At 72.7% G+C, this 14,348-nt stretch carries 14 protein-coding genes; 6 read left to right on the forward strand and 8 right to left on the reverse strand.

All coding sequences use genetic code 11. From position 1 onward, the window contains the following. Positions 1–123: 123 nt before the first annotated feature. Entirely contained in the window at positions 124–606 is a 483-nt protein-coding gene (locus ACTOQ1_RS17905) for a DUF1003 domain-containing protein (protein ID WP_440068472.1), read from the reverse strand. Then, positions 596–1,840 carry a magnesium transporter MgtE N-terminal domain-containing protein gene (locus tag ACTOQ1_RS17910; RefSeq protein WP_440068474.1) on the reverse strand — a complete coding sequence of 415 codons (1,245 nt, stop codon included), beginning with the start codon at positions 1,838–1,840 and terminating at the stop codon, positions 596–598. Before ACTOQ1_RS17910 ends, ACTOQ1_RS17905 begins: the two co-directional genes overlap by 11 nt. Positions 1,841–1,979: 139 nt before the next feature. On the opposite strand from ACTOQ1_RS17910, the gene ACTOQ1_RS17915 reads away from it, so the two are divergent. Beyond that, positions 1,980–2,930 carry an EamA family transporter gene (locus ACTOQ1_RS17915; RefSeq protein ID WP_440068476.1) on the forward strand — a complete coding sequence of 317 codons (951 nt, stop codon included), beginning with the start codon at positions 1,980–1,982 and terminating at the stop codon, positions 2,928–2,930. A gap of 130 nt (positions 2,931–3,060) precedes the next feature. Here the strand turns inward: ACTOQ1_RS17915 and ACTOQ1_RS17920 are convergent, their stop codons facing one another. Both ACTOQ1_RS17920 and ACTOQ1_RS17925 read right to left on the reverse strand, forming a co-directional pair. After that, positions 3,061–3,423, reverse strand: coding sequence for a hypothetical protein (locus tag ACTOQ1_RS17920; protein ID WP_440068478.1), 363 nt, complete (start codon positions 3,421–3,423; stop codon positions 3,061–3,063). A 60-nt stretch (positions 3,424–3,483) separates the two neighbouring features. Beyond that, positions 3,484–4,059 (reverse strand): biotin transporter BioY, encoded by a 576-nt coding sequence (locus ACTOQ1_RS17925; protein WP_440068480.1) that lies wholly within the window; start codon positions 4,057–4,059, stop codon positions 3,484–3,486. A gap of 162 nt (positions 4,060–4,221) precedes the next feature. Here ACTOQ1_RS17925 and ACTOQ1_RS17930 point away from each other — a divergent pair, with 162 nt between their 5' ends. Then, the gene (locus tag ACTOQ1_RS17930) at positions 4,222–5,163 is read left to right on the forward strand and encodes an HpcH/HpaI aldolase/citrate lyase family protein (RefSeq protein WP_440068482.1); all 942 of its coding nucleotides are present in this window, start codon (positions 4,222–4,224) and stop codon (positions 5,161–5,163) included. Here the strand turns inward: ACTOQ1_RS17930 and ACTOQ1_RS17935 are convergent. Next, on the reverse strand, positions 5,153–5,719 hold the full coding sequence (locus ACTOQ1_RS17935; RefSeq protein ID WP_440068484.1) for a DUF6529 family protein: 567 nt from the start codon (positions 5,717–5,719) through the stop codon (positions 5,153–5,155). The genes ACTOQ1_RS17930 and ACTOQ1_RS17935 overlap by 11 nt on opposite strands. Beyond that, positions 5,719–6,342: a hypothetical protein gene (locus ACTOQ1_RS17940; protein WP_440068485.1), complete on the reverse strand. Its 624-nt coding sequence runs from the start codon at positions 6,340–6,342 to the stop codon at positions 5,719–5,721. Before ACTOQ1_RS17940 ends, ACTOQ1_RS17935 begins: the two co-directional genes overlap by 1 nt. Positions 6,343–7,098: 756 nt before the next feature. Here ACTOQ1_RS17940 and ACTOQ1_RS17945 point away from each other — a divergent pair. Beyond that, on the forward strand, positions 7,099–10,275 hold the full coding sequence (locus ACTOQ1_RS17945; protein ID WP_440068487.1) for a hypothetical protein: 3,177 nt from the start codon (positions 7,099–7,101) through the stop codon (positions 10,273–10,275). A 95-nt stretch (positions 10,276–10,370) separates the two neighbouring features. Here the strand turns inward: ACTOQ1_RS17945 and ACTOQ1_RS17950 are convergent, their stop codons facing one another. Next, positions 10,371–10,769 (reverse strand): NUDIX hydrolase, encoded by a 399-nt coding sequence (locus tag ACTOQ1_RS17950; RefSeq protein ID WP_440068489.1) that lies wholly within the window; start codon positions 10,767–10,769, stop codon positions 10,371–10,373. A gap of 74 nt (positions 10,770–10,843) precedes the next feature. Between ACTOQ1_RS17950 and ACTOQ1_RS17955 the strand changes: the two genes are divergently transcribed. The 3 genes from ACTOQ1_RS17955 (at position 10,844) to ACTOQ1_RS17965 (ending at position 13,262) form a co-directional block, all read left to right on the forward strand. Continuing rightward, on the forward strand, positions 10,844–11,485 hold the full coding sequence (locus ACTOQ1_RS17955) for a DUF6758 family protein (RefSeq protein ID WP_440068490.1): 642 nt from the start codon (positions 10,844–10,846) through the stop codon (positions 11,483–11,485). 145 nt (positions 11,486–11,630) lie between these two features. Further along, positions 11,631–12,353, forward strand: a complete 723-nt coding sequence (locus ACTOQ1_RS17960) for an MBL fold metallo-hydrolase (RefSeq protein ID WP_440068492.1) — start codon at positions 11,631–11,633, stop codon at positions 12,351–12,353. Next, positions 12,354–13,262, forward strand: coding sequence for a RecB family exonuclease (locus ACTOQ1_RS17965; RefSeq protein ID WP_440068494.1), 909 nt, complete (start codon positions 12,354–12,356; stop codon positions 13,260–13,262). It begins immediately after the preceding gene. 111 nt (positions 13,263–13,373) lie between these two features. Here the strand turns inward: ACTOQ1_RS17965 and ACTOQ1_RS17970 are convergent, their stop codons facing one another. Continuing rightward, positions 13,374–14,300 (reverse strand): oxygenase MpaB family protein, encoded by a 927-nt coding sequence (locus tag ACTOQ1_RS17970; protein ID WP_440068496.1) that lies wholly within the window; start codon positions 14,298–14,300, stop codon positions 13,374–13,376. Positions 14,301–14,348 lie beyond the last annotated feature (48 nt).

A 14,348-nucleotide genomic window follows, 5' to 3' on the forward strand; every position in this document is an offset into this window, starting at 1 on the left:
CGGGAGGCCCGCGGGGGGTGGGCCGGGCGGGACGCCCGGCCCACCCCCCGTCCCGTGTCACCGGGTAGGGGCTCAGCCCGCGCGTCCGCCTGGCGGGAGGGGCCGGGCCCGCGACACCCCGGCTCACGACTCCACGGACTCCTGGGGCTCCTGGAGGTCCTCCTGCAGGCGTTGCAGCTCCGAGCGGATGTAGTCGCGGGTCGCCACCTCGCCGAGCGCCATCCGCAGGGCGGCGATCTCCCTGGTGAGGTAGTCCAGGTCGGCCTGGTTGCGCTCCGCCGCCCTGCGGTCGTGCTCGTTCTGGACCCGGTCGCGGTCGTCCTGCCGGTTCTGGGCGAGCAGGATCAGCGGCGCCGCGTACGAGGCCTGGAGCGACAGGATCAGCGTCAGGAAGATGAACGGGTAGGGGTCGAACTTCAGCGACTGGGGGGCGAAGACGTTCCACAGGACCCAGAGGGCGACGAAACCCGTCATGTAGACCAGGAACCTGGCGGTGCCGAGGAAGCGGGCGATCCGCTCCGACAGCCGCCCGAACGCCTCGGGGTCGTAGTGGGGGCGCAACCGCAGGCCGGGCTGCCTGGGCTGGTCGAGGCGGTCAGGCATCATCGCCCTCCCTCGGCCGGTCGTCCCGCTCGCGCCAGTCGTCCGGCAGCAGGTGGTCGAGCACGTCGTCCACGGTGACGGCGCCGACCAGGCGGCCCGCCTCGTTCACCACGGGAGCCGCGACGAGGTTGTAGTTGGCCAGGTAGGAGGTCACCTGGTTCAGGCTGAACCCCGGCCTGATCGGGTCCAGGGAGGTGTCCAGGATGCCGCCCAGCAGGGTCGAGGGCGGCTCGCGCAGCAGCCGCTGGAAGTGGGCCAGGCCGAGGAAACGGCCGGTGGGCGTCTCGACGGGCGGCCGGACCACGTAGACCTGCGCGGCCACCGCCGGGGTGAGCTCGCGCTGGCGGATGCTGGCCAGCGCCTCGGCGACCGTCGCGCTCGGGGGCAGGACCACCGGCTCGCTCGTCATCATCCCGCCCGCCGTGTTCTCGGGGTAGATCAGCAGCCGCCTGACGGGTGCCGCCTCCTCGGGCTCCATGAGCGCCATCAGCGCCTCGGCCTGCTCGGCGGGGAGATCCTGGAGCAGGTCGGCCGCGTCGTCGGGGTTCATCTCCTCCAGCACGTCCGCGGCCCGCTCGGGGGCGAGCCTGCTCAGGATGCCGATCTGGTCCCGTTCGGGAAGCTCCTCGAGCACGTCCGCGAGCCGTACGTCGTCGAGGGCCGCCGCCACCTCGACCCGCCGCTTGTCGGGCAGTTCGTGCAGGGCCCCGGCCAGGTCGGCGGCGCGCATCGACTCGAAGGCGACCAGCAGGTTGGCCGCGCCCTGGTCCTTCTGGACGGCGCCGAAGCCGCGGACCTCGCCCCAGTCGACGATCTTGGTCGCGCCGCGCCGGCGCAGTCCGATGCCGGGGGGACTCCCGACCACCGCGACCTTGGTGATCAGCCACTCGGAGCTTCTGGTCTCCTCCATGGCCAGATCCAGGACCGTCATCCGCTCGCCGTCGACCTGCACGCCGAGGTCGAGCAGCTCGGCGATGGCCAGGGTCTCGGTCGCCCGCTGCTCGAACCTGCGCATGTTGAGCTGGCCGCTGAAGACGACGGCGCCGGCCTTGGCGGACCGTATCCGGGTGATCGGCAGGAAGACCCTGCGCCGGGGCTGCACCTCGACGACCAGCCCGTGCACGTGCGGTGGCGTGCTGCCGGCGATGGCCACCACCACGTCGCGGACCCGGCCGATCTGGTCCCCGGCGGGGTCGAAGACCGGGGTGCCGGCGAGACGCGCGATGAAGATCCTCACATCTGAAGCGTAGGCCGCATCTCGGGCCGACCGGTCGCTGCCACGCACCCCGGCTCACGATCCGGAATCGGCTTGCTGTCCGATATCTCGACATGCCAGCATCAAACGTGCTTAACGGTAATTACGGAAACGGTGGGTCATGAGACGTGCAGGACTGCTGATCGCGCTCGCGTCCTCCCTGTGCTTCGCCTTCTCGGGACCCATGGCCAAATATCTGGGCGCGGCGGGACTGGCCCCGCTGGAGGCGGTCTGGGTCCGCATGGCGGGCGCCGGGCTGCTGCTCGTCGGCATCCTCGCGGTCGCCCGGCCCTCGGCGCTGCGCATCCCCCGCTCGCGGCTGCCGTTCCTCCTGGCGTACGCGATGATCGCGGTCGCCGGTGTGCAGGCGCTGTTCTTCGCGGCGATCACCCGGCTGCCGGTCGGCGTCACCCTGCTGATCGAGTACACCTCGCCGGTGGTGGTGGTGCTCTGGGTGCGGTTCGTCCGGCGGGTACGGCTGCCGCGGGCGGCCTTCGTCGGTGCCGTCGTCGCCGTGGTCGGGCTCGGCATCGTGGTGGAGGTCTGGTCGGGTCTCGCCCTCGACCCGGTGGGACTGCTGCTCGCCTTCGCCGCGATGACGGGCTGCGCCGGATACTTCCTGCTCAGCGACAGCTTCGGCGACGACGTCGACCCGCTCGGCCTGATCGCCTGGGGCCTGCTCGGCGCCGCCGTGGCGCTCCTGCCGATCTCCCGGCCGTGGAACATCCCCTGGGGGGCGCTCAGCGGGACCGCCACCCCCGAGGGCGGCCACACGCTGCCGGTCGTCGGGGCGCTGGTCTGGCTGATCGTGGTCGCCACGGCCGCCGCCTACATTCTTGGCGTTCTCGCGATCCGCCGCCTGTCGGCCGCCATCGGCTCCACGGTCGCCTCGCTGGAGGTCATCGCCGGGGCGGTGGTCGCCTGGATCCTGCTGGGCGAGGCGCTCGGGCCCTTCCAGGTCGCGGGCGGGGTGATCGTCCTGGTCGGCGCCTACCTGGCCCAGCGGGCCACGGCCGCGCTGCCGGCGCCCGTACCCGTGCGAGAGACCGGGGAACCGGCTCCCGTGGGATGAGCCTGTGTGCCGGGATGAGCCGGGATGAGCCGGGGTGGACCGGGATGGGGCGACATGCCGGGATGGGCCGGTGTGAGCGTCGCCGGATGGACCCGGCGGCCGACGGGGCCGTGCCGGACGGTGGCGGCGGTCAGGCGGGTTCGCGCGGGACCAGGCGTATGACCTTGGAGGCCGCCGCCCAGCGCTCCAGGAGCCTCGTGCCGTCGGGGGCGTTGAGCCGTTCCTTGGCGAGCGCCGCGACCGCGTCGGGGGCCTCCGCCTGGTCCACCACCTCCACGGAGGCCTCGAAGGCCACCAGGTGCCCGCCGTTGTCCTTGCTGCGCAGCGTCACCCGTACCTCCCCGGCCTCGGCCAGCCCCGGCAGCGGCTGCTCGCCCCCGCCGGTGACCAGGTAGATCGCGCCGTCGTGCCAGGTGTGCCAGGCCAGCCGGGGCCGGTCCAGCGACAGCCACAGGACGCTCGACTTCTTCGCGCCCTCCTCGATCACACCCATGAGACGAATGTACGGCCTGTGCCTCCCCGAATGGCGGTACAGGCCATACACGCCGCGAGGTCAGCGTCGCGAGAGCCTCCAGGCCGCCGGGAGCAGCCCCGCCGCGACGACGATCTTGAGGGCGTCGCCCAGCAGGAAGGGCACCACGCCCAGGGCGAGGCCGGTGGCGAGATCCACCTGGGCGACGGCGACGAGGACCGGCAGGCCGAAGGCGTAGATGACCAGGTTGCCGAGGATCATCGTGCCGATCGTGCGCGGGACGGTGCGGTCACCGCCGCGCTCGGCGAGCTTGCCGACGACGGCCGCCGCGGCGATGAAGCCGATGACGTACCCGAAGGACGCTCCGCCGAAGCCGGAGGCGCCGTCGGCGAACCACGGCACGCCCGCGACACCGGCCAGCATGTAGAGCGCCATGCTCAGCACCGCGCGGTTCATGCCGAGGGCGGCGCCGACCAGCACGACCGCGAAGGTCTGGCCGCTGACCGGCACCGGCGAGCCGGGCAGCGGGAAGCTGAGCTGCGCCGCCAGGCCCGTCAGGGCGGCGCCACCGACCACGAGCGCGACGTCGCGGACGCGGGAGGCCGGGATGAGGTCGGACAGTACGGCGGGCCTGGCCACCGAAGAAGCGTTTGCCATGGTGCGTGTCTCCTTTGGCAGATTCTTGATGTCCATTCTTCTGACATCTCCGGCAAGGGTCCTACGAGATCATCGCCAAGAACGAAGCGGGGTCTTTGTGCGGACGCCATAACGTCCGTCCGGTCTGTCGTCCGTCCCCCGACGGGCGTTAGCGTGTTCCCCATGCGTTCCCGACGATCGTGCCTCGCGGTGCCCGGCAGCAACCCCAGATTCCTGGAGAAGGCGCAGGGGCTCCCCGCCGACGAGGTCTTCCTCGACCTGGAGGACTCCGTCGCGCCGCTCGCCAAGGAGGGCGCGCGCAAGAACATCGTGGCCGCCCTGCGCGAGGGCGACTGGTCGGGCAGGACGAGGGTCGTCCGGGTCAACGACCTCGGCACCCAGTGGACCTACCGGGACGTCATCGAGGTCGTGGAGGGCGCGGGGGAGTTCGTCGACTGCCTGATGCTGCCCAAGGTGGAGGACGCGGCCCAGGTGATGTGGCTCGACACGCTCCTCACCCAGATCGAGAGGGCGAACGGCCTCCCGGTCGGCCGGATCGGCATCGAGGCCCAGATCGAGAACGCCAGGGGCCTGGTCAACGTGGACGCCATCGGCGGAGCGTCCCCGCGCCTGGAGACGCTCGTGTTCGGCCCGGCCGACTTCATGGCCTCGATCAACATGCGGACCCTGGTGGTCGGGGAGCAGCCGCCCGGCTACACCGAGGGCGACGCCTACCACTACATCCTGATGCGGATCCTGATGGCCGCCAGGACGCACGACCTGCAGGCCATCGACGGCCCGTACCTGGCGATCAGGGACCTGGACGGCTTCCGCCGCGTGGCGGGGCGGGCCGCGGCGCTCGGATTCGACGGGAAGTGGGTGCTGCACCCCTCCCAGATCGAGATCGCGAACGAGGTGTTCTCGCCGTCGCAGGAGGACTATGACCACGCCGAGCTGATCCTCGACGCGTACGAGTACTACACGACGGTCGAGAGGCGCGGCGCGGTCATGCTCGGCGACGAGATGATCGACGAGGCGTCCAGGAAGATGGCGCTGGTGGTCGCGGCGAAGGGCAGGGCCGCAGGTCTGCGGCGCACCACGGCCTTCACCCCGCCTACAGCTTGACCCCGATGGTGGTGAAGAACCAGAACGACGAGGTCAGCCAGAGGCCGGTCAGGGCGACGAAGGTCAGCCCGCCGAGGACCGGGAGGGTCCAGCCGGGCAGGCCCCGCTTGGGCAGCGACAGCATCTTCGCGGTGAAGACACCGTAGAAGAAGCAGCCGAGCAGCGAGTGGATCATCACGCGCGGCACGTCGAACTGGGTGCCCAGCGCGTACAGGCAGTGGAGCGCCACCGGGATCGTCAGGATGAACGCCACCCGCCCCGACCAGCGGTGCAGGGTCCCGATCCACGGCACGTCCAGCTTGATCCGGCCCCACATGACCAGCGCGGAGAAGAGCTGGACCAGTGCCAGCAGGAACGCGCCGGTGGTGAGCCAGGCCTTCATGGCCAGCGCCCCGGAGAATCCGGCCAGGCCGATCGCGTACCCGGTGGGCGCGTGGACCCGCCCGTAGACGCCCAGCCCGACCGCGACCAGCCCGCCGACGACGAGCGGGACGAGGAGCGGCGCGAGGTTGTTCGGCTGCCGGTCCTGGACAGGTGTGATCTGCGTGTCACTCATCAGAACCCCTCGATGAACTCGTCGACGTCCTGCGGATCGACCTCCACGCCGTTCACGACGGCGTTCTCGCCCGGCTCGGGGATCGGCACGTCGGCGACCTTGTCGCCCACGAGGGTGAGGCCGACCCTGGTGCCGTCGTCGAGGTAGATCCATCCGGCGCGGACGTTCGCGCCGCGCACGAGCGCGGTCGCCCTGTAGAGGCCGGAGGGCTTCTTCACGGTCGGAGCCTTGAAGCTCCACTTCCTGCCGTCGAAACCGAGGCTCCCCGCGGCCCTGCCGCCGCCGAGCTGGGCGGTGAGCGAGGCGCCGTGGCGACCGGACAGGGTGACCTTGCCGTCGGCGGCCTTGCCCTTCATCCAGGCCTCGATCTTGCCGTCGCAGAAGTAGCCGACCGCCTTGCCGTTCCTGATGGAGATGGCGATCAGCCCGCCGTTGCCGGTGACCCGCCCGGCGTAGTCGGCCTTGACGGGGGTGGGCTTGGCCGTCTTGACGACCTCCGGCTCCGGCGTCGGCGACGCCACCGTGGTGACCTGGGCCACCGGAGGGGGTGCGTCGTCCTGCGCGTTGACGGTCTGTGTGGTGGGTGAGGTGGTGGCGCTGGCCACGCCGAGGGCGACGGCCATCACCGCTCCTGCCGCCAGTGTGTATACGGGCCCCAGCCGTGTCATATCTGCTCCCTGGGGTGGTGGGTTGTGAAGTCAGGTGTACATGCCATCGTTCCGGGAGTCTGTGAACTAATCCGCACACGGGCGGACGACACCGGATTTTTCGCGAAGAGCTTCTTGCCGAGGAGCTTGTCGCCGGAGGCGGGCCGCTGATGATCGTGGTGATTCGCGACTCTAGGCGGATCGAGGCGTCATTCAAGGCGGATTAACCGGAAAAGTCGTGGCTGATGGCCGAAAAGGTCATGCTCCGCGACGCCGAGAGGGGGCGGGGCGGCCGGCGCCGAGGCGGTCTCGGGTCCGCCGGCCGTCCGGTCCCCGCGACGGAGGATTCAGGGGGATCTTCCAGTGGCTGATGTTTTTGAAATTTAAAGGATAAAACCTGACAATTCCGGCGCTCGGTTGATAAATCTGACTAGAGAGGTCTCGTCATCGCGGCCCGGACGTGTTGCTCTTGACTGTGTACGGACGGGGCCGGGTATCCGGCCGTGGGAGGTGATCGTTTCCGGAGAACGGGGTAGTAGTAGGGTCGCGTGCGATTTGCCGCATCCGTAGGGGTTGCGGCCTGCTGTTACGGAGACGACTGGAACGGTCCGGGGTGGTGACTCCGGGCTGGAACGGGCTTCCTGCAAGGAGGTGCTGAGCGTGGCCTCGGGCCCTCACGACCCGCGCTCGCAAGAGTGGCCGGCGGACGACGACGGCGTTCACGACGATGCTGTGCACGAAGGCAGGTCCCAGGAGTCCCACACGTCCCCGCCGACGATCCAGCACTCCCCGCCGGGCCCCTCCGACGACGGGGCGCGAGGGCGCCCCATGGCCTCCCCGTGGATGCTCCCGCCGTTCGCGGCACCCACCCCGGACGACAGCGAGCCGCCCCAGGCCCGCCCCGAGGGACTGGGCGGCGAGCGCCGCCGCCCGTACGCCCGCCCCTACGGCCCCGCACCCCAGCCTCCCGCCCGGCCCGCCGGACCCCCGCCCCCGCAGCAGCCTCCCGCCGGCCCTGCCGTCTCTCCTCCGCCCGAGGAGGAGAGACCCGCGGGGCAGGGACGCCACGCCACGCCCGAGCAGGGGCGGCCGCGCCTGGCGGACCGTCCGGACCTCCTGGTCGCCTCCGGGCCGGCCCCCGAGCGCAGGGGCAGGAGAAGGGCGGAGCGGCCCGATCTCCTGGTCGCCTCGGCGCCCCCCCGAGAGCCGGCGAGGGACGAACGGACGGAGCCTCCGCCGCCACCCGCGCCCGAGGACCGGATCAGGGTCGAGCCGAGCATCGCGGCGACGCCGGAACCGGCCCCGGAACCCGGCCCCGAGCCCAGGGCTGAACCCGGAGCGCGGGCCAGGCCGGACACCGGTCCGGATCGCGGATCGGCGCCCGGCCCAGGACCTGAGTGGCCTGCCGGGCCCGAGTGGTCCTCCGTGCCGGTCGAGGACGACTTCGAGCCCGTACGCCGGGTGGGGCGCCCGCCGGGCGGCAGGCCCGCCAGGCCCGACCTGCTCGTCGCGCAGGGCCCGCCCGACAGGCGGGGGCCGAACGGCGGGCGGCACCACCGCCCGGCCAGCGCGCCCTCCGCCGTGCGCCGTTCCACCCCGACCAGGCGCAGGCGCGGCCGGGGCCTGGCGATCCCGTTCCTGATGGTTCTGGTCCTCACCGTCGCGGTCGGCGGTGGCCTGGTCCTGTGGGGCTGGGTGAGCAGCCCGTTCGCCACCGGTCTCCGGCTGGTCGGCGACGAGGTGAGCTCGGGCGACGACAACTTCGTGCCGCAGGCAGGTGTCGGCGGCAACGGGTCCAACCAGGTGCTCAACGCGGTGGCCTCGGTGGGCTCCGTCATGGTCGCGGTCGGCAGCGACACCACCAGCCCGGTCCCCAGACCGCTGTTCCTGGTCTCTCCCGACGGCGGCACGACCTGGCGGCTGGGCACGGTGACCGGCCCGGAGGGGCATGAGACGGGACCGACCACGGTGGGCCGGGTGGCGGGCGGCGACGGCCTCTGGCTGGCCGCGGGCAACGACCCCCTCGGCTCCGGGCACGGCCTGTGGACCAGCTCCGACGGCCAGGCCTGGACCGCCGCCGACCCCGGCGAGCTGGGCGCCTTCACGCGCGGGGACAAGATCATGGATCTGGCCAGGACCGGCTCCGGGTTCGTCGCGGTCGGCGCGGCCGTACTGGACGACGGCACCACCGGGGCCGTCGCCTGGGTCTCCCCGGACGGACGTGCCTGGGACCGGGTGGAGACCCGCGAGATCGGCATGCCGGACAAGGTGCGCGGCATCAAGGCGGTCGTCGCCAGGGGGGACGCCGTCGTCGCGCTGGCCGACCCGGCCCAGGGCCAGTCCACCTCGGTCATCCTGCGCTCGGCCGACGGGGGCAGGAGCTGGCAGCGGACCGGCACCGCGCTCAACGACGTCGTCCCGGAGCCGGGCGCGCTGGCCGTGGCCGCCGGCGGGTTCGTGCTCGTACCGACCCAGCAGCGCAGCGACAAGGGCGAGGTCCGCGTCTACTGCTCGCCCGAGGGCGCCGACTGGAAGGCCTGTGGCACCATCACCGGCCTGGGGCCCGAGGGCACGGGCGTCAAGCGCCTCGCCTCCTCCTCGGCGGGGGTGGCCGCGGTCGTCGAGTCGGGCTTCGAGCGCTACACCGTCCACACCAGCGAGGACGGCCGCGACTGGAGCAGGACCACCGACCTCGGCGAGGTGCCGGGCTCGCTGCGGGCACTCGCGCTGTCCGACACCGGCACGCTCGTCGTCGGCGGCGACGAGCGCGCCGCCGACGTGGACAACCGGGTGGTCCTCATCACCGCGCCCAAGGGCGGCGAGCCGAGGCCGGTGCCCCTGAGCGGGATCCAGGGCCTCGCCAGAGCCGCCCGCGAGACGGCCAGGGTGGCCGCGGGGGACGGCAGGTTCGTCGCGGTCGGCGCCGTCTCCGGCGACGCCGGGATCTGGAGCAGCGCGAGCGGCGAGGACTGGAAGGCCGGCGGCCCGGCGCAGCTCCTCGGCGGCCCCAGGCGGCAGGCGCTCGCCGACGTCGCGCACGGCAGGCGGGGCTGGCTGGCCGCGGGCAGCACGATGACCGACGCCTCCTCCACCGAGCCGCTGCTGCTCACCTCCTCCGACGGCCAGAGCTGGCGCAGGGTGCCGGTGCTGGGTCCCCTCGCCCCGGCGGGCGACCACGACTTCCTCGCCCCGCACGCGGTGGCGGCGGGGCCGTCCGGCTACGTCATCGCGGGCGAGGACCGCGGACCCGCCGCCACAGTGCCCGTCCTGTGGTTCTCCACCGACCTCAAGCGCTACTCCAGGGCGGCCAAGCTTCCCGCGGGCGGTACGGGGGTGCGGCTGCACGACGTCTCGGCGACCTCGTCCGGGTACGTGGCGGTCGGCGGCACCGGCACGGCCGAGCGCGAGACCGGGGTGGTCTGGGTGTCGGCCGACGGGGTCAACTGGACCGCGCGCAAACCGGTCCTGCCCCCGGGGGCGACGTCCGCGGGCCTGCGGCACGTGGTCCTGTACGGCGGGTACGTCGTCGCGGCGGGCACGGCCAGGACCGAGGACGGCACGAAGGCCTTCGGCGCGGTGTCGGACGACAACGGGGCGAGCTGGGAGTTCTCCTGGTTCCCCGCGGACCGGGCGTCCGCCGTCCAGGACCTCGCCGCGACGCCGGAGGGCGTGGTGGCCGTCGGCTGGCACGGGGTGCCGGGGGCCGGAGACAGCGCGGCCTGGACCTCTGAGGACGGGCTGAAGTGGCAGCGCCACACCCCGAGCCAGGGCGGCCTGGACGGAGACGGCGCCCAGTGGCTCGGCGCGGTGGCGGTCTCCGGCGGCCAGGTCGTGGCCCTGGGCCGCTCCACCACCTACAGCGCGGACCACCTCACCCTGTGGCGTTCCACGCTCACCTCGTCGCGATGACCGGAAAGCACCGGAAAGCACCGGAAAGCACAGGGAAGCACCGGGAACCGCGGTGCTCCACGCTCGCGGCGGTCCCGTGACCGGACCCCGCGAGCTCACCCGGGCGCGATGACCGCCCACTCGACCAGCGCGTCCAGCAGGCCCGGGGCGAGGGGGAGGCGCGCGAGCTCCTCGGGGGCGAACCAGCGGGCGTCCGCGGCGTCGTCCCCGGCGGCGAGCGTGCCACCGGAGACGACGGCGAGATAGTCGCGGATCTCGTAGACGGCGCCGCCGGGGCCGGGGCGGTCCACGGTCCCGGCCAGGAGCCCGGGGACGACCGTCAGGCCGGTCTCCTCGAGGACCTCCCTGGCGACCGCCTCGGGATCGGACTCCCCGGGTTCGACCCGCCCGCCGGGGATGGACCACAGGCCCTCACCGGGCGGCCGGCCACGGCGGACCAGAAGCATCCGCCCCGAGCCGTCAAGGATGATCGCTCCGACACAATTTACGCGCACATGGAAAAGATTACGTTGTGATAACGACCAAGCCTCTTGACGGATGGCCCGCCGAAGAAGCAGCGTGGGTAGTCGTGAAAGCCGCCCCTACGTGCCCACGGTGTTTCGGCCCGCTTCGTCCGCCGAGTGCTTGGTCAAGCTCCTGGAGATGCGGTCCCCACGGCGATGTCCTGCCGTTCCAGCCACCCAGACCTCCGTCCTCCGCCGCGGTGGAGGCCGTCACCCGAGGTTCCCGCGTACCCGTCTGGGTCCCCTGGCCGCTGCCCACGGGGTGGCTGGTCACGGGGTTCGGCGAGGTGGGCGACGAGCGCAGCGACGTGCGGGCCACCGTGGTCGCGCTCTCCGGTCCCTCGCTGACCCATGGTCCCGCCGACCTGCTGATCATCGCCGAGGAGCCCGGAGTGGGGCTCGGCGCGGCGTTCGCGGGGCTGGAGGGCACCGATCCGGGGACCGGGTTCGACACGGGCCCGCCGCACGCCAAGATCGCCGTCAGGGGCCATCCGGCCGCCCTGTGGTGCGTCACCGCCGCCCCCGACCGGGCCGTCTACGCGGGTGAGGCACTCGGAAACTGGCTGTGGGCGGTCGTGTGGCCGCCCGAGGCCGGTTACCTGATCACCCTGGCCGAGCTGTCCCTGCGCGACCTGCGCGACCAGGACCAGACCCTCGACCTGCCCTTCGGGGCGTTCTCCCCGCGTCTGGACGTCCCGGCACCCTGACACCGCCCGCGCGCCCGCCCTCCCGCCGGGCCGCCCTCGCCCTCCCCGCCCGCTCCTTCTCCGGAGCCCCCGCCCGCTCCTTCTCCGGAGCCTTGACCCTCGCGTCCGAACCGGAGGGCGGGGGGAGGCAGTAAAGTTCGGAAGCGTGACAGCGCGTATCGAGCGAGTGGTGACCGAGGGCGTCGTCGATGTCGACGGCGTCGAGCACAAGGTCGAGAACAACACGTGGATCCTGGGTGACGACGAGGATGTCATCGTCATCGACGCCGCGCGCGACGCGGAGAAGATCCTGGAGAAGGTCGGCGAGCGTGAGGTGCTGGCGATCATCTGCACCCACGGCCTGCCCGACCACGTGGGCGCGGCCATCGAGGTCGCGGCCAGAGACGAGGCGGTGGTCGCACTCCACCCGAAGGACCGGCCACTGTGGCGGCTGACCTGGCCCGACACCTGGCCGGACATCGACATGGAGGACGAGGGCCTGTTCGAGGTCGGCGGCGTCCAGCTGGAGGTCATGTCCACCCCGGGCATCTCCCACGGCGGCGTGTCGCTGTACTGCGAGGCCCTGGACGTGGTCTTCACCGGCAAGACCCTCCAGGCCGACGGCCCCGGCAGGATCGGCGGTGAGTATCCCGCCCTGGCCGACCAGCTGACCGCCATCGGCGGGCGGCTGTTCACCCTGCCGCACCGCACCCGGGTGCTGCCCGCGCACGGCGAGGAGACGACCATCGGCGATCTGGAGCCCCAGTTCGACGCCTGGCTCTCCGGCTCGCTGACCCGCGGCCCCGAGGCGCCGCAGGAGGAGGGTCCGCTGACCGACGGCACGCGCGCGGCGGGAATCCGGCTGAATCCCCGGAACGACCTGCTCTAAATGGACCAACTTCCCCTGGAGGGCATGCCGCGGCGGCTCTACGCCTGCACGCCGTCGCGGCTGAACAACTGGCTCGACTGCCCCCGCCGCTACCGGTTCACCTACCTGGACCGGCCCACGCCGCAGAAGGGCCCGCCGTGGGCCCACAACAGCGTGGGCGCCAGCGTACACAACGCCCTGGCCGCCTGGTGGCGCGAGCCGTACGAGCGGCGCACGCCCGAGGTCGCGGCGAGCCTGCTCACCAGGGGATGGATCAACGAGGGTTTCCGTGACGCCGAGCAGTCGCGGACCTGGCGCGACCGGGCCGGGGAGATGGTCTCCGGATACGTGGCGAGCCTCGACCCGTCCGCCGAGCCGGTCGGCGTCGAGCGCACGGTCGCCACGCGCACCTCCGTCGTGGCGCTCTCCGGCCGCGTGGACCGGCTCGACCGGCGCGGCGAGGAGCTGGTCGTGGTCGACTACAAGACCGGCCGCCGCCCGCTGAGCACCGACGACGCCCGTTCCTCGCTCGCGCTGGCGGTTTACGCCATCGCCTCCTCCCGGATGATGCGCCGCCCCTGCCACCGGGTCGAGCTGCACCACCTGCCGACCGCCTCGATCGTGGAGTGGGAGCACACCGACGAGTCGCTGGCCCGCCACCTGGGCCACGCCGAGGAGATCGCCGTCGAGGCCTCCGAGGCCGACGAGCGCTACAAGGAGTGGTCGGCCACCACCCGGCCCAGGGGGACCGCCCCGCCCAGGGCGCGCGGCGACGGCGACGGCACCCCGCCCGCGGTGCCCCCCGAGATCGACGCGGCCTTCCCGCCCCGTACGGGCCCGCTGTGCTCGTGGTGCGACTTCCGCCGCCACTGCCCCGAGGGCCAGGCCGCGGGCGACGACCGCGAGCCCTGGGCCGCCCTCGCCGACTGAGCCGCGGGACCTGCCCGACCGGGCCGGGGCCGCGGTCGCATTCGCGAGAGCGTTCCGTCAGTGCCGTCAGTGCCGTCAGTGCCGTCAGTGCCGTCAGTGCCGTCAGTGCCGTCAGGAGGGCCGGGACGGCCAGCGGCGCGGGTCGGTCAGTCCCCTGAGCCCTCCCGCCATGTCGTAGCCCGCCGCGCCGAGCCGCTCGCGCGAGCGGGTGAGCATCTCGCGGGTGGCGGGCATGAACGCCCGGTCGTGGACGCGCTCGGGAAGCGTGTCCATGGCCAGCCGGAACGCCCTCAGCGCCGCGGTCACCGCGCCCGGCGGCACCTCGGGCAGCACGCCGTACATCCGCCTGGCCCAGCCGGGCAGCGCGTAGTAGCAGAGCGCCCCGAAGGGGAAGTAGGCGGGTTTGCCGGGGGTGAGGGCGCGCAGCCCGGCGGGCAGGCGCGGCCACATCAGGAAGCGGACCGTGGCCACGGCCTCGGGGGTGACCCTCAGCAGCGGGCGCGTCGAGGCGAGATAATCGTCCAGCTCCGCCACGGAGCCGGGTACGTCCTCGGCGTGCAGGCCGACATAGGTGGCGCTGCGGCGCTGCTCGGCCAGGTAGCGGTCGGCCTGGCGGTCGTCGAGCCCCAGGCCCGCCCGCCGTGCCACGGACAGGTAGGAGGAGACCTCCGCGCAGTGCACCCAGAGCAGCAGCTCCGGGTCGTCCACCCGGCGGACCCGGCCGGTGTCGGGGTCGTCGAAGCGCAGCCGCCGGTGGATCCCCCGGACGCGGCGGCCGATCTCGTCGGCCTCCGCGGGACTGCCGAAGGTGACCCTGCCCACGAAGTCCGCCGTACGGTGCAGCCTCCCGAACGGATCCCGCCGGAAGTCGGAGTTCTGCCAGACCCCGCGCATCGCGAGCGGGTGCAGGGCCTGGAGCATGAGGCCGCCGACCCCGCCGATCCACATGGAGCGGTCGATGTGCACCAGCCACGTCACGGTGTGCGGGGGCTGGACGACGATGTCCTCGATGTCCTCGATGTCCTCGATGCTGGCCATGGTCGGCACATGGTTACACGGCGGCCGGCGGCCCGTCCAACAAGGTCC

It is taken from the genome of Streptosporangium sp. OZ121 (genome assembly GCF_051918885.1).
In the GTDB taxonomy this organism is placed as follows: Bacteria; Actinomycetota; Actinomycetes; order Streptosporangiales; family Streptosporangiaceae; genus Streptosporangium.

Coding starts and splice junctions, on each gene's coding strand:
- ACTOQ1_RS17905 (WP_440068472.1), bottom strand. CDS start 606: ATGATGCCTGACCGCCTCGACCAGCCCAGGCAGCCCGGCCTGCGGTTG.
- ACTOQ1_RS17915 (WP_440068476.1), top strand. CDS start 1,980: ATGAGACGTGCAGGACTGCTGATCGCGCTCGCGTCCTCCCTGTGCTTC.
- ACTOQ1_RS17920 (WP_440068478.1), bottom strand. CDS start 3,423: ATGGGTGTGATCGAGGAGGGCGCGAAGAAGTCGAGCGTCCTGTGGCTG.
- ACTOQ1_RS17925 (WP_440068480.1), bottom strand. CDS start 4,059: ATGGCAAACGCTTCTTCGGTGGCCAGGCCCGCCGTACTGTCCGACCTC.
- ACTOQ1_RS17930 (WP_440068482.1), top strand. CDS start 4,222: ATGCGTTCCCGACGATCGTGCCTCGCGGTGCCCGGCAGCAACCCCAGA.
- ACTOQ1_RS17935 (WP_440068484.1), bottom strand. CDS start 5,719: ATGAGTGACACGCAGATCACACCTGTCCAGGACCGGCAGCCGAACAAC.
- ACTOQ1_RS17940 (WP_440068485.1), bottom strand. CDS start 6,342: ATGGCCGTCGCCCTCGGCGTGGCCAGCGCCACCACCTCACCCACCACA.
- ACTOQ1_RS17965 (WP_440068494.1), top strand. CDS start 12,354: ATGGACCAACTTCCCCTGGAGGGCATGCCGCGGCGGCTCTACGCCTGC.
- ACTOQ1_RS17970 (WP_440068496.1), bottom strand. CDS start 14,300: ATGGCCAGCATCGAGGACATCGAGGACATCGAGGACATCGTCGTCCAG.